The sequence below is a fragment of the Streptomyces sp. NPDC008121 genome, assembly GCF_042957155.1.
In the GTDB taxonomy this organism is placed as follows: domain Bacteria; phylum Actinomycetota; class Actinomycetes; order Streptomycetales; family Streptomycetaceae; genus Streptomyces.
The window spans coordinates 600,729-613,724 of sequence record NZ_JBIBHT010000005.1 but is presented as its reverse complement, the minus strand read 5'-3'; the positions used below and the strand labels follow the sequence as shown (position 1 = coordinate 613,724).

Genomic DNA, 12,996 nt, shown 5'->3' with positions numbered 1-12,996 from the left:
GGTGACGACGGGGGCACTCCCCTCAACGCGGGGCGGGTTGGGTCACGGCCCCAAATACCCGTTTGCGCCCCGGGGGGGTTTGTTTTCGAACGGGCCCGGCCTGATCGACAAGACACCCCCTAGGGTTGCGGCGTGCTCCTGGACGTCAATGTCACTTTCGGGGTGGTTCTCGCCGTTCTGCTCGCCGTGGCCGCGGGGGTGGTCGCCGTCGCGCGCCTGGGCCGGCCGCGCGACAGTCTGATCGCCGGCGGGCGGGCGGCCGTCCAGCTCGTGGCCGTGTCGCTGGTGATCGGCTGGGTGATGCGCCATGTGCCGCTGCTGCTGGGGTTCCTGCTGCTGATGTTCGCGGTCGCGGTGTGGACGGCGGGGCGACGGGTCGTCCCCGCGCCGGGGCGCGGCTGGTGGTGGGCCGCCGCGCCGATCGCGGCGGGGGTCGCGCCGGTGGTGGGGACGCTCGTGCTGACCGGTCTGGTGCCGGTGCGCGGGGTCGCGCTGATCCCGGTGACCGGGATCCTCATCGGCGGTGCCTTGACGGCCACCGTGCTCGGCGGGCGCCGCGCCCTGGACGAACTGGAGACGCGGCGGGGCGAGGTGGAGGCCGGGCTCGCCCTTGGCCTCCTCGTGCGGGAGGCCCGACTGGAGGTGGCGAGGAAGGCGGCCTCGGACGCGCTGCTGCCGGGGCTCGACCAGACGAGGACCGTGGGCCTGGTGACCCTGCCGGGTGCCTTCGTGGGGATGCTGCTCGGCGGCGCGTCACCCTGGGAGGCGGGGGCGGTGCAGCTGTTCGTCCTGGTCGCCCTGATGGTGGTCCAGGCGGTGGCGGTCGCGGTGGTGCTCGAACTGGTGGCGCGGGGAAGGCTGGCGCGGGCGCCTCGCTGACGGGTCACGGCGCGGGCGACCCCCTGACAGGCCGGCGCGGGCGCCCCCCACTGACGGGCCGGCGCGGGCGACCCGCCGGCGGACGGGCGGCTCGCCCCCGCCGGAGGCGAACCGAGCCGCGGGAGCGAGAGCCCCGTAGGGGCTACGGGACCGTCAGCTCGATCGTGCCGTCCGCCGTCGTGGTGACCCGGAGGGACGTCAGGTCCGCCACATGGGCGTCCGGTGCCAGGGCGGCCGCGCGGGGGCCCACGCCGACGACGCGCATGCCCGCCGCGCGACCCGCCTGGATGCCCGCCTCGGAGTCCTCGAAGACGACGCAGTCCGCCGGATCGAAGCCCAGCTCAACCGCGCCCTTGAGGAAGCCCTCCGGGTCCGGCTTGCTGGCCCCGACGCACTCGGCGGTGACCCGGACGTCCGGCATCCGCAGCCCCGCCGCGCTCATCCGGGCCGCGGCGAGGGCCGCGTTCGCCGAGGTCACCAGGGCGTGCGGCAGGGCGGCGATCGCGTCCATGAAGGCGGGGGCGCCCGGGACGGGCACGACACCGTCCAGGTCGGCGGTCTCCTCGGCCAGCATCACCCGGTTGTCCGCGTAGTTCTGCTCCATCGGACGGTCGGGAAGGAGCACGGCCATCGTCGCGTACCCCTGGCGGCCGTGGACGACCTTCAGCGCCTGTTCGGGGTCGAGTCCGTGGCGGACGGCCCAGCGGCGCCAGCAGCGCTCCACGACGGCGTCGGAGTTGACGAGTGTGCCGTCCATGTCGAGGAGGAGGGCGCGGGCGGTGAGCGTTGCCGGGGTGGCGGCGGCCATGAACGGTCTCCAAAAGGGGTGGGCGGAGAACGAAGTGGACCCGCTCACCGGTCAGGGAGTGCGAGCGGGGCCACTTTGTTCCTACACGATACAAAACAGGGGGCGCTCACGCCAACCCGTTCCGTATGACGGACCTCACCCGCTCGTCTCGGCCTCCAGCGCGCGGCGCGTGTGAGGTCCGTAGACGCCGTACGGGTCCTCCCAGAGGTGCTTGTACGACTGGTAGAGCGCGACCGCCTCCTCGACCTCGTCGTCGTACCTGCCGTCCGCCCGGCCGTCGTACGCCCCCACCTGGCGCAGCCGTCGCTGCAGCTCCTTGACCTCGCCCCCGGTGTCCCCCGGACGCAGGGTCGTCCCCTCGGGGGTCTCGGTCGGGGCGACGGCCGGGGCGGAGGGGGCGCGGCTCGGCGAAGGGGACCCGGGCCCTCCGGCCGCCGGGGAAGAAGGCGCCACCGAGTTTCGGGACGCCGAGGCCGAGGGGCTCGCCGTGCGGGCGGAGGGTGAGGCGGAGGCGGACGGGGTCCTCGACGCCGTGGGTGAGGGCGACGCGCTCGCCGAGGTGGACCCGGAAGGCGAGGGGTTCGGGGACTCCGTCACGGCGACGTTCTCCGACGCGCTCGCGGTGACCGTGGGCACGGCGGCCCGGTCCTCGGCGTCGTCCCCGCCGTCGAGCATCCCGGCCGCGAGGGCCGCCGTACCGATCACGGCCACGGCGACGGCCGCCGCGAGCGCCACGAACGCGCCGCGCCGCCGCGTGGCCGGCCCCTCCCGCCGGGCCCCGGAACCCTGGCCGGTCTCGAAGCCGGGGTCGCCGACCACCCCGCGCAGCAGCAGCGGCATCGTCTCGGACGGATCGCCGGCGGGGTGCGTGTGCGGGATGTACGGGGTGTGTGGGGGAGTCGGCGCGCCGGGCGCGGGCGCCGTCACCGGCAGCGGCGCGGTCACCTCCGACGACGACGGGGGCGGCGGCGAGAGTGGCGAGAGCGGTGAGGGCGGCGAGAGTGGTGAGGGCGGCGCGGGAGCGTCACCCGGCGCCCCTCTTGGCGGATCCAGCGTCACGTACGGCCGTATCCGCAGCGGGTCGAAGTCCTCCGCCGCCGCGATCTCCGCCCGGGCGCAGGCGCAGCCCCGTCTCTCTACACCGCAATCTGGACAGACGCGTCCGGCCACAGTGGGTCCCCTCCCCATTCCGATTGCGAGCGATTATGCAGGCCCACCCGAACGGCCCAGGAACAGCCGTTCCCTTCGGCAGGCCATAACAGGACATAACGATCAATATGGGGGGTACGCAGGATCCGCGGAGGAGACCCGAGGAGAGTGCCCATGGCCCAGGAAGTACGCGCGCCGGACGTCGGCGGAGGCCCCGCTCCGGGGGAGGGGCAGAGCCACCGGACCGTCATCGTCGCGATCGGTGCGCTGCTGCTCGGCATGCTGCTCGCCGCACTCGACCAGACCATCGTCTCCACCGCCCTGCCGACGATCGTCAGCGAACTCGGCGGCATGGAGCACCTGTCGTGGGTCGTCACCGCCTACATGCTCGCCTCCACGGCGGCCACGCCCCTGTGGGGCAAGCTCGGCGACCAGTACGGCCGCAAGAAACTCTTCCAGGCGGCCATCGTCCTGTTCCTCGTGGGCTCCGTCCTCTGCGGCATCGCCCAGAACATGCCGCAGCTCATCGCCTTCCGCGGCATCCAGGGCCTCGGCGGCGGCGGTCTGATGGTCCTGTCGATGGCGATCGTCGGCGACCTCGTCTCGCCCCGGGAACGCGGCAAGTACCAGGGCCTGTTCGGTGCCGTCTTCGGCACCACCAGCGTCCTCGGACCACTGCTCGGCGGGCTGTTCACCGAACACCTCTCCTGGCGCTGGGTCTTCTACATCAACCTGCCGATCGGTGTCGTCGCCCTCTTCGTCATCGCCGCCGTGCTGGACATCCCGGCCCGGGGCACCCGGCACACCATCGACTACCTCGGCACCTTCCTCATCGCCTCCGTGGCCACCTGCCTCGTCCTGGTGGCCTCCCTCGGCGGCACCACCTGGGGCTGGGGATCACCGCAGATCATCGGGCTCGCCGTTCTCGGCGCCGTCCTCCTGGTCTGCTTCGTGCACGTCGAGAAGCGGGCCGTCGAGCCCGTCCTCCCGCTGAAGCTGTTCCGGATCAGGACCTTCACCCTCGTCTCGGTCATCAGCTTCGTCATCGGCTTCGCGATGTTCGGCGCGATGACCTATCTGCCGACCTTCCTCCAGGTCGTCCAGGGCGTCACCCCGACCATGTCCGGAGTCCACATGCTGCCGATGGTCGTCGGCATGCTCCTCACCTCCACCGCGTCCGGCCAGATCGTCTCCCGCACCGGCCGCTGGAAGGTCTTCCCCCTGGCCGGCACCGCCGTCACCGCCCTCGGACTGCTCCTCCTGCACCGCCTGACGGAGACCAGCTCCACCTGGGCGATGAGCGTCACCTTCTTCGTCTTCGGCGCCGGACTCGGCCTGGTCATGCAGGTCCTGGTGCTCGTCGTGCAGAACGCCGTCTCCTACGAGGACCTCGGCGTCGCCACCTCGGGCGCCACCTTCTTCCGCTCCATCGGAGCCTCCTTCGGCGTCGCCATCTTCGGCACCCTCTTCACCAACCGGCTCATCGACAACCTCGGCGACGCCCTCGCCGGGCAGGAGGTGCCGCCGGGCGTCGACGGGGGGCGGTTGGCCGCCGACCCGCGCACCATCGATGCGCTCCCGCCCGGCCTGCGCCCCTCGGTCCTGCACGCGTACGCCACCTCGATCACCGACGTGTTCGTGTACGCGGCGCCGGTCGTCCTGGTCGCCTTCGTGGTCGCCTGGTTCCTCAAGGAGGACAAGCTGCGCGGCTCCGTCACCGCCCCCGACACCAGCCAGACGCTCGCCTCCAACCCGGTGCAGCGGTCGTCGTACGAGGAGTGCGCCCGCGCCCTGTCGGTGCTGGGCTCCCGGGAGGGACGCAAGGCGGTCTACGAGAAGATCACCGACAAGGCGGGGCTCGACCTGCTGCCGGCCGCTAGCTGGCTGCTGCTGCGGATCCGCCGCCACGGCACCGTCGAGCCGGTCCGTCTCGCCGAGACCACACCCGTACCGCTGCGGGCCGTCACCGAGGCGGCCCGGCAGGTCGAGGAGCGACGGCTGGCCCGGCGGGAGGGGCTGCAGCTGATCCTGACCGACGCGGGCGTCGAGACGGCCGCCAGGCTGGCCACGGCGCGCGAGGAGTCCCTGGCGGAACTGCTCGGCGACTGGTGGGGGCCGGAGCGGCCGACGGACCTGGTCCAGCTGGTGGAGCAACTGACGGCCGAGTTGTGCGGCTCGGACGCGGAACGGCCGCACGGACACCAGCCACCGCGCGACCACCACGCCTGACGAACGACGCTCGACGCTTGACGGGCCGGGCCCCGACCCGCGAGGCCCCGACCCGCGAGGCCCCCGACCCGCGAGGCCCCGACCCGCGAGGCGCGGTCGCCGGGATCGCCGGGTGCTTCGCTACACCGCCTGGGTGAGGGTCTTCCCGTACCAGATGTCCATGTACGGGCCTTCGCAGTACGCCGGTATCTCCGCGTATCCGTGGCGGACGTAGAGGGTGCGGGCCTCGATGAGGTCGAGACGGGTGTTGAGGACCATCCGCCGGGCGCCGAGCGCGTGCGCGGCCGCCTCCAGACCGCCCATCAGGAGCCCCGCACCGCCGTTCCCCCGGAAGGCCGGCCGGATGTACACCCGGGTCAGTTCGGCGCGCCCGCCGTCGAGCAGCAGGACACCGCCGCAGGCCGCCGGCTCGCCCTTGAAGGTGCCGACGAGGAACTCGCCGGTCGGCGGGGTCAGCAGCTCCACGCCGTCACCGGCCAGTCCCTCGTCGATCTCCGCCTCGGTCGCGGGCCGCTTCCAGTAGCGGCTCGCGACCTCGGCGTAGTAGTCACGGCGCAGGGCGGTGGCGGCCGGGCTGTCGACGCGCTCGGGGGAGAAGTGCCAGGTCATGCGCGCCATTGTGAGGCGTGCCGGGCCGGGGCCGCCTCCCGTTTACGCGCGCCCGCCTCGGGCGGCTACTTCGGGGAGGCCTGCTGGACGACCTCGAACGACCACAGGGTGGACCCGGTCGCCGCGGGCTTCGGCCGCTCCGCCCCGCTCTCGGCCTCGCCACCGGAGGTGCCCTGGTGGGCCGCCTTCATCGAACCGTTCATCCAGTTCTGGAAGTCCTCCTCGCTCCGCCAGCGGGTGTACACCAGGTACTGGTCGGTGCCCTCCAGCGGGCGCAGCAGCTCGAACCACTCGAACCCGTCGGACCCCTCCACGGCCCCGGCCCGCGAGGCGAAGCGCCGCTCCAGCACCTCGCGCTGCTCGGCGGGCACGGTCAGGACGTTGATCTTTACGACGCTGGGCACACGACACCTCTCAGAGAACACGGGCCGGGCGGGGAGCCGGGCCTCGATCACCTGCGTGCAGTCTGCTACATCGGTGGGCGGGTACGGATGACGGGAACCGGCGAGGCGACCCCTGGAGGCGGCCGGCACCCCCGGGGCGGACAGGCGGACCGAGCGGTCCCGGGAAGGCCGGGTCGTCGGAAGGCCGGGGGCGGGAGAGGGAGGGCGTGGAGATGGACGGAAGGGATCCGGGCGCGTACGCGGAGGCCGTGCGGGCGCTCGCGGAACGGTGGCTGCCGCGGTTCGGCGACCAGGACTTCGTGTGTTCGCCGGCCGGGCTGTGGCTGGCGCTCGGGGCGGTGGCCTCCGGGGCGCGGGCGGATACCGCACGGGAGTTGGGGGAGCTGCTCGGCGTCGACGCCGGAGAGGCGGCCGGGGCCGTGACCCGGGCCGGACGGTGGCTGGGCCGGACCGGAGGGGTGGCCGTGGCGACCGGCCTGTGGAGCGCGGTGCCGCTCCTCGATGGCTTCCGGCGTGGGCTGCCCGACGTGGGGTTCGGGACGCTGGCCGGTGCCGGTGCCGGTGCCGGTGCCGGTGCCGGAGCCGGAGCGGGAGCCGGACCCGAGGCGGGAGCGGGAGCCGGAGCGGGTGGCGCGCAGGGGGTGATCGACGCATGGGTGGCGGAGGCGACCGGCGGCCGGATCGGCCGGCTCCCGCTCGCGCTCGACGGCTCCGAGGACCTGGTCCTGGCCAACGCCCTGGCCCTGAAGGTCGCCTGGCGCCACGCGTTCCCCGTCGAGGCGACGCGGGACGAGCCGTTCACCGACAGGCACGGCGACACCACCTCCGTACCGACCATGCACCAGCGGATTCCCTCCTCCTGGGCCTGGCGGGTGGGCGGGACGACCGTCGTCGAACTGCCCTGCGAAGGACCCGCAGGGACGGGGAGGGCCGAAGGGACCGAGAAGGCGGAGGAGTCCGAAGGGAGCGCAGCGCGGGTGCGGTTCGTCCTCGGGGCGGCCGGCGCCGAACCGGCCGGGACCCTCGCCGCCGCCTGGGCAGGGGACGGCAGGCGCGAGGCGCTCCGGGCCGACGGCGTCGCCCTCGCCCTGCCGCGCTTCTCCCTGCGGACCAGGACCGATGTGCACGGCCGGCTTCCCGCCCTCGGGATCACCCGGGCCGTCCGCCCCGGGGCCGACTTCTCCGGCCTCTCGCCCCGGCCGCTGTACCTCGCCAAGGCCGTCCAGGAAGCCCTCGTCGAGGTCGCCGAACAGGGCGTGGAGGCCGCCGCCGTCACGGCCGTCGCCATGACCCGCAGCGGTGCCGCTCGCCGGAAGGTGATCGAGGAGATCGCCTTCGACCGGCCCTTCGGCGTGGTCGTGCTGGACGCCTCGGGCGGGACGCCGCTCTTCACCGGCTGGCGGTCGAGCGCGCCCCGGCCCCGCACCGGCGCCGACGGCGAGGCGTAGTCCCCGCTCCGGGCGTCCCGTCCCCGCCGCCACCGGGCGCCCCGGGCGTCAGCTCACCACGCGGGCCAGCAGCAGCCCGTCGTACCCCTTCGTCCCCACCGTCTGGAACGCCGTGGCGTCCAGGCGGGGCTCCCGGGCGACCAGGTCGAACATCTCGCGCGTGCCGGTGATCGCCGGGTCGTCGGGGTGCTCCTCGGCGACCTTGCCGGCCCGCCCCACGTTGTCGACGATGATCAGCGTTCCGGGGCGGGCGAGCTTTAACGCCCAGGACACGTAGTGCGGGTTGTTCACCTTGTCGGCGTCGATGAAGACCAGGTCGAACGGGCCCGCCCCCTCCGCCTCCAGCCGGGGGAGGGTGTCGAGCGCCGCGCCCGTGCGGACCTCGACGACCTTGTCGAGCCCGGCGCGGGCGACGTTGGCACGGGCCACGTCGGCGTGCGCGGGGTCGTACTCCAGTGTGATCAGCCGGCCGTCGGCGGGCAGGGCGCGGGCCAGCCAGATCGTGCTGTAGCCGCCGAGCGTGCCGATCTCCAGGACCGACCGCGCGCCCGCCGTTGCCGCGAGCAGGTGGAGCAGCTTGCCCTGGTTGGGCGCGACGGCGATCTCGGGCAGCCCGGCCGCCGTGGAGTCCCTGAGCGCGGCGTCCAGCGCCTCGTCGGCGGGGACGAGCCGATCGGTGAAGTAGTGGTCGACAGCGGTCCATTGCTCCTGATTCATACGGCCGAACCTACCGTGGGGCTCCGTCGCCGTCCGCGGATCGCCACGACCGCCGCGACCCCGGAGACCAGGGCTCCGGCGACGGTCAGGAGCCACACCGGGACGCCGTCGCCGACCGTGAGCAGCCGGTCGGAGTAGAGGGTCTCCCGGTAGGGGGTGTCGGCCACCGCCTTCAGTTCGTGGTCGCCGTCGATGCGCGCGGGCTGCGGGAACTCCTGCCGCAGCGCCGTGAGATAGACCCGCTGCCCGCCGGTGAGGTCCGCGACCGCGCCCTCGGGCTGTACCGGACCGGCGAAGCGGACCTCGGGCCGTGCCCCTCCGATGGTGTCGCGCGGTTCCATGCGGTGGTCGGCGAGGACGTACAGGTGGAGCGACTGGGGGGTCTTCGCCAGCCGGGAGAGCCGCATCGGATAGACCGGCCGGTCGCTGGCGAAACGGATCCGCAGCGGGTCGAGCTCCCCGCGCAGCACCGCCCCCTCGTCGTCGGGCGCGAGGCGCACGGCGACGTACTCCCACTTCCGGTCGGTGTACGGCCTGAGTTCGGTCGCCAGCCGGTCGGACAGCTCGAAGCCGTTCCGTTCCAGCCAGCCGCTCAGCGCCTCGGGGTCGGCGGCGGTCAGCCGGGCCACGTCGAAGGGGCCGAGCCGCTCGCGTCCGACGACCCCGACGTCCCCGGCGGCGCTGCCGGGCGGGGCGGCCCCGGCGCCGTCGGTGTCGCCGTCGGTGAAGGGCCAGTCGCCCCCGCGCGGCCAGAAGTAGTGCCGGTCGACGTGGGCGGGCCGGGTGAGCCGGTCGAGTGCGTCGAAGAGCGCCGCGTCGCCGAGCCGGACGTCGGCCCGGCTCGGTACGGGCATGATCCAGGCGGCCCGCTCGGCGTTCCCGCGCACGGTGAACCGCATGACGATCTCTTCCGTGCGGCCGTCCCAGCGCACGGCCGAGGTCTCCCGGTCCACGCCGATCGCCTGGGCGCGGTCGGTCACCATGGCGCCGCAGCCGCACGCGTACGCCGGGGCGACCAGCGAGCCGAGCTGGAGCGCGAACAGCGCGATGATCATGGCCAGAATTCTCTGTCTCCCCCGCATGCGGGCTCAGACGCGCGGCCCGCGCGTCCGGTTCCGTGCGCGGCTGCTCCCGGGTGTCCCGAGCGTCCCGGACGCCCCGAGCGGGAGAAGAGAAGGCCGGGAGAGGCGGGGCCGGGAAGGCGAGGGCGAGGCGAGAGAGGCGGGGGCCGGGCGCAGGGGGGATGGGCCCCCGCCTCCCACGTCAGCCGGCCACGCGGACCCGCAGTTCCTTGATGCCGTTCAGCCAGGCCGCCCGCAGCCGGCGGGGTTCGCCCGCCAGGGTCAGGTCGGGCAGTTCGTCGGCGAGGGCGTTGAAGATCAGCTCGATCTCGTTGATGGCGAGGGACTTGCCCAGGCAGAAGTGCGGTCCTCCGCCCCCGAAGCCGAGGTGGGGGTTGGGGTCGCGGGTGATGTCGAAGGCCTCGGGGTGCTCGAAGACGTCGGGATCGTTGTTGGCGGAGGAGTAGAAGAGTCCCAGCCGGTCGCCCTTGCGGATCTTCTGCCCGCCCAGCTCGGTGTCCTGCGTGGCCGTCCGCTGGAAGGAGACGACCGGGGTCGCCCACCGCACGATCTCCTCGGCGGCGGTCGCGGGCCGCTCCCGCTTGAAGAGCTCCCACTGGTCGGGGTGGGTGAGGAAGGCGTGCATGCCGTGGCTGATGGCGTTGCGGGTGGTCTCGTTTCCGGCCACCGCGAGCAGCAGGACGAAGAAGCCGAACTCGTCCGAGGAGAGGTTGCCCTGCCCCTCGGCGGCGACCAGCTGGGTGACGATGTCCTGGGCCGGACACTCCTTGCGGGCCGCGGCCAGGTTCATCGAGTACCCGATGAGCTCCATCGCTGCCTCGGCGCCGATCTCCTCGGTGATGGCGTACTCCGGGTCGTCGTACGCGACCATCTTGTTCGACCAGTCGAAGATCCGGGAGCGGTCCTCCTGCGGTACGCCGATGAGTTCGGCGATCGCCTGGAGCGGCAGTTCGACGGCGACCTGGGTGACGAAGTCGAAGGTGCCGTCCGTGCCGGCGTTCCGCCTCGCCTCCTCGACGATCGCGCGGGCGCGGGCGCGCAGCGCCGCCTCCAGCGTCCGGATCGCGCGCGGGGTGAAGCCGCGCTGGACGATCTGACGGACGCGGGTGTGCTCGGGCGGGTCCATGTTGAGCATGATCAGCTTCTGGACCTCGATCTGGTCCCGGGTGATGTGCTCGTTGAAGCGGATGACGGCGGTGTTCTCGGTGGAGGAGAACAACTCCGGGCGCGTGGACACGTATTTGACGTCCGCGTGGCGGGTGACGGCCCAGTAGCCCTCGTCGTCGAACCCCGTGATGCCCCGTGGCTGCGGGCACCACCACACCGGCGCGGTCTGCCGCAGCCGCGCGAACTCCGGGAAGGGGATGCGGGCCTGGAGCAGGTCGGGGTCGGTGGCGTCGAACCCTTCGGGGAGGTGAGGGCAGGGCATCGGCAACACACTCCATGTCTGAGACGCGTTCGTCTGACGGTCCATCAGAAGTTCCCGGAAAGGTAGTAACGAGTTCTACAAGTGGCAAGGGCCGCGGCGGGAACTGTTGCGGGGAAAGGGTGCAGAGGGTACGTGCACGACCCTTGCGTACCGGCGGTAGCAGTCATAAGACTGCACACAGAACTAGAACGCGTACTAGTTCCCTGGGGCGGAGTGCCGGGACACCCCGCCGGGGCGAGGAGAGGACGAGCTCATGGCCGCGGAACCCGTCATCGTCGAAGCCGTACGCACCCCCATCGGCAAGCGCGGAGGCGCGCTCGCCAATCTGCACCCCGCCTACCTCCTGGGCGAGACCTACCGCGAACTCCTCGGCCGCACCGGCATCCACGCCGACTGCGTCGAGCAGATCGTCGGCGGTACGGTCACCCACGCCGGCGAGCAGTCCATGAACCCGGCGCGCAACGCCTGGCTCGCCATGGGGCTGCCCTACGAGACCGCCGCCACCACCGTCGACTGTCAGTGCGGCTCCTCCCAGCAGGCGAGCCACATGGTCGCCAACATGATCTCCTCCGGGGTCGTCGACATCGGCATCAGCTGCGGGGTGGAGGCCATGTCCCGCGTCCCCCTGGGCTCCGGTTCGAAGCACGGGCCGGGAAAGCCGTGGCCGGACGAGTGGAACGTCGACCTGCCCAACCAGTTCGAGGCCGCCGAGCGCATCGCCCGCAAGCGCGGACTCACCCGCGAACGCGTCGACGCGCTCGGGCTGCTCTCCCAGGAACGGGCGGCCGTCGCCTGGTCCGAGGAGCGCTTCAAGCGCGAGACCTTCGCCGTCCAGGTGCCCACCACGGAGGAGGAACAGGCCGCCGGACAGGGCATGTGGCGGCTGGTGGACCGTGACGAGGGGCTGCGCGACACCAGCATGGAGGCCCTCGCCCGGCTCAAGCCGGTCATGCCGACCGCCGTCCACACCGCGGGGAACTCCTCGCAGATCTCCGACGGCGCCTGCGCGCTGATGTGGGCCTCCAAGCGGATGGCCCGCGCGCTCAAGCTCCGGCCCCGCGCCCGGATCGTCGCCCAGGCCCTCGTCGGCTCGGACCCGCACTTCCACCTCGACGGGCCCATCGACGCCACCCGCGCCGTGCTCGGCAAGGCCGGGATGTCGCTCCGGGACATCGACCTCGTCGAGATCAACGAGGCCTTCGCCTCGGTGGTGCTGAGCTGGGCGCAGGTCTTCGACCAGGACCTGGCGAAGGTGAACGTGAACGGGGGAGCGATCGCGCTCGGCCACCCGGTCGGCGCGACCGGGGCCCGGCTCATCACCACCGCGCTGCACGAGCTGGAGCGGACGGACAAGGAGTTCGCGCTGATCACGATGTGCGCGGGCGGGGCGCTGGCCACCGGCACGATCATCCAACGGCTGTAGCGGGGCGGAACGGCCGGAGCGGGCGGAACGGCCGGAGCGGGCGGGCACGGCGGGCGGGAGGCCGGTGCCGGCCGGTGGCCGGACGGTGCGGGGCCCCGGGAACGCGACGGGCCCCGCACCTCCGGTGGGGAGGGCGGGGCCGTGCGGAAGGCCGTGGGGTCGTGCGGAAGGCCGGGGCCGGCGGGCCGGTCAGTACCAGCCGTTGGCCTGCCAGAACGACCAGGCGGCGTTCGGGCTGCCGTAGCGCTCGTTCATGTAGTTCAGACCCCACTTGATCTGCGTGGCGGGGTTCGTCTTCCAGTCGGAGCCGGCCGAGGACATCTTCGAGGCCGGCAGGGCCTGGACCAGGCCGTAGGCACCGCTGGAGGAGTTGGTGGCGGTGAAGTTCCAGCCGGACTCGTGCTCGACGATCTTGCTGAACGCCTGGTACTGCGAGGCGGGCACGATCTTCTTGGCGATCTCCTGCGGCGTCGCGGCCGAGGCCGTGGACGTCGTGCCCAGCACCGCGCCCGAGGCGCTCAGCAGTACGGCCGCGGAGGCGGCGAGCGTCTTCTTGCGGGGGGAGACACGAGTGGCGAGGGAGCGGAACAAGGCAGGCACCTGTCGTCGGGGACGTGGACTGCGCCGGGCGTTTCAGGCAAGCCGGAACCAGAGCCCGGGATGACCGGGAACGTGCGGAATCGGCCCGTCCGAGGAGCTGCGCTGAGCGCCGACTGCCTGGCGACGTCCACCAGAGAAGCAAAGCGGGAGCGCGTCGGCAACGACCCCCGGTACTACCCCCGATCGCACCGCCCGCGAACGGCCCCGGCCCGGCGGTCC

At 73.0% G+C, this 12,996-nt stretch carries 12 protein-coding genes; 4 read left to right on the top strand and 8 right to left on the bottom strand.

What is annotated here, in order from left to right; genetic code table 11:
- Positions 1-132 precede the first annotated feature (132 nt).
- On the top strand, positions 133-879 hold the full coding sequence (locus tag ACFZBD_RS20325; protein WP_391141068.1) for an ABC transporter permease: 747 nt from the start codon (positions 133-135) through the stop codon (positions 877-879).
- A gap of 142 nt (positions 880-1,021) precedes the next feature.
- Here ACFZBD_RS20325 and ACFZBD_RS20320 read toward each other — a convergent pair whose 3' ends face one another.
- Together ACFZBD_RS20320 and ACFZBD_RS20315 are read right to left on the bottom strand one after the other, a co-directional pair.
- On the bottom strand, positions 1,022-1,687 hold the full coding sequence (locus ACFZBD_RS20320) for an HAD-IA family hydrolase (RefSeq protein ID WP_391141067.1): 666 nt from the start codon (positions 1,685-1,687) through the stop codon (positions 1,022-1,024).
- Between the two features lie 135 nt (positions 1,688-1,822).
- Complete coding sequence (locus ACFZBD_RS20315; protein WP_391141065.1) at positions 1,823-2,632, bottom strand: peptidoglycan-binding protein; 810 nt, start codon at positions 2,630-2,632, stop codon at positions 1,823-1,825.
- Between the two features lie 378 nt (positions 2,633-3,010).
- Here ACFZBD_RS20315 and ACFZBD_RS20310 point away from each other — a divergent pair, with 378 nt between their 5' ends.
- Positions 3,011-5,065 (top strand): DHA2 family efflux MFS transporter permease subunit, encoded by a 2,055-nt coding sequence (locus ACFZBD_RS20310; protein WP_391141062.1) that lies wholly within the window; start codon positions 3,011-3,013, stop codon positions 5,063-5,065.
- Between the two features lie 120 nt (positions 5,066-5,185).
- Here the strand turns inward: ACFZBD_RS20310 and ACFZBD_RS20305 are convergent, their stop codons facing one another.
- Together ACFZBD_RS20305 and ACFZBD_RS20300 are read right to left on the bottom strand one after the other, a co-directional pair.
- Positions 5,186-5,674 carry a GNAT family N-acetyltransferase gene (locus ACFZBD_RS20305; RefSeq protein WP_391141061.1) on the bottom strand — a complete coding sequence of 163 codons (489 nt, stop codon included), beginning with the start codon at positions 5,672-5,674 and terminating at the stop codon, positions 5,186-5,188.
- A 65-nt stretch (positions 5,675-5,739) separates the two neighbouring features.
- The gene (locus ACFZBD_RS20300; RefSeq protein WP_391141059.1) at positions 5,740-6,078 is read right to left on the bottom strand and encodes an antibiotic biosynthesis monooxygenase; all 339 of its coding nucleotides are present in this window, start codon (positions 6,076-6,078) and stop codon (positions 5,740-5,742) included.
- 212 nt (positions 6,079-6,290) lie between these two features.
- Here ACFZBD_RS20300 and ACFZBD_RS20295 point away from each other — a divergent pair, with 212 nt between their 5' ends.
- Complete coding sequence (locus ACFZBD_RS20295) at positions 6,291-7,526, top strand: serpin family protein (RefSeq protein ID WP_391141055.1); 1,236 nt, start codon at positions 6,291-6,293, stop codon at positions 7,524-7,526.
- Between the two features lie 48 nt (positions 7,527-7,574).
- On the opposite strand, the gene ACFZBD_RS20290 is transcribed toward ACFZBD_RS20295, so the two are convergent.
- From ACFZBD_RS20290 to ACFZBD_RS20280, 3 genes are all read right to left on the bottom strand, one after another.
- Entirely contained in the window at positions 7,575-8,243 is a 669-nt protein-coding gene (locus ACFZBD_RS20290) for a class I SAM-dependent methyltransferase (RefSeq protein WP_391141054.1), read from the bottom strand.
- On the bottom strand, positions 8,240-9,298 hold the full coding sequence (locus ACFZBD_RS20285; RefSeq protein WP_391141051.1) for a DUF2330 domain-containing protein: 1,059 nt from the start codon (positions 9,296-9,298) through the stop codon (positions 8,240-8,242). Before ACFZBD_RS20285 ends, ACFZBD_RS20290 begins: the two co-directional genes overlap by 4 nt.
- 208 nt (positions 9,299-9,506) lie before the next feature.
- Positions 9,507-10,754 carry a cytochrome P450 gene (locus ACFZBD_RS20280; protein ID WP_391141048.1) on the bottom strand — a complete coding sequence of 416 codons (1,248 nt, stop codon included), beginning with the start codon at positions 10,752-10,754 and terminating at the stop codon, positions 9,507-9,509.
- 253 nt (positions 10,755-11,007) lie between these two features.
- On the opposite strand from ACFZBD_RS20280, the gene ACFZBD_RS20275 reads away from it, so the two are divergent.
- Positions 11,008-12,177, top strand: a complete 1,170-nt coding sequence (locus tag ACFZBD_RS20275; protein WP_391141045.1) for a steroid 3-ketoacyl-CoA thiolase — start codon at positions 11,008-11,010, stop codon at positions 12,175-12,177.
- Positions 12,178-12,366: 189 nt separating this feature from the next.
- On the opposite strand, the gene ACFZBD_RS20270 is transcribed toward ACFZBD_RS20275, so the two are convergent.
- Positions 12,367-12,768, bottom strand: coding sequence for a transglycosylase SLT domain-containing protein (locus tag ACFZBD_RS20270; protein ID WP_391141043.1), 402 nt, complete (start codon positions 12,766-12,768; stop codon positions 12,367-12,369).
- Between the last annotated feature and the right edge of the window lie 228 nt (positions 12,769-12,996).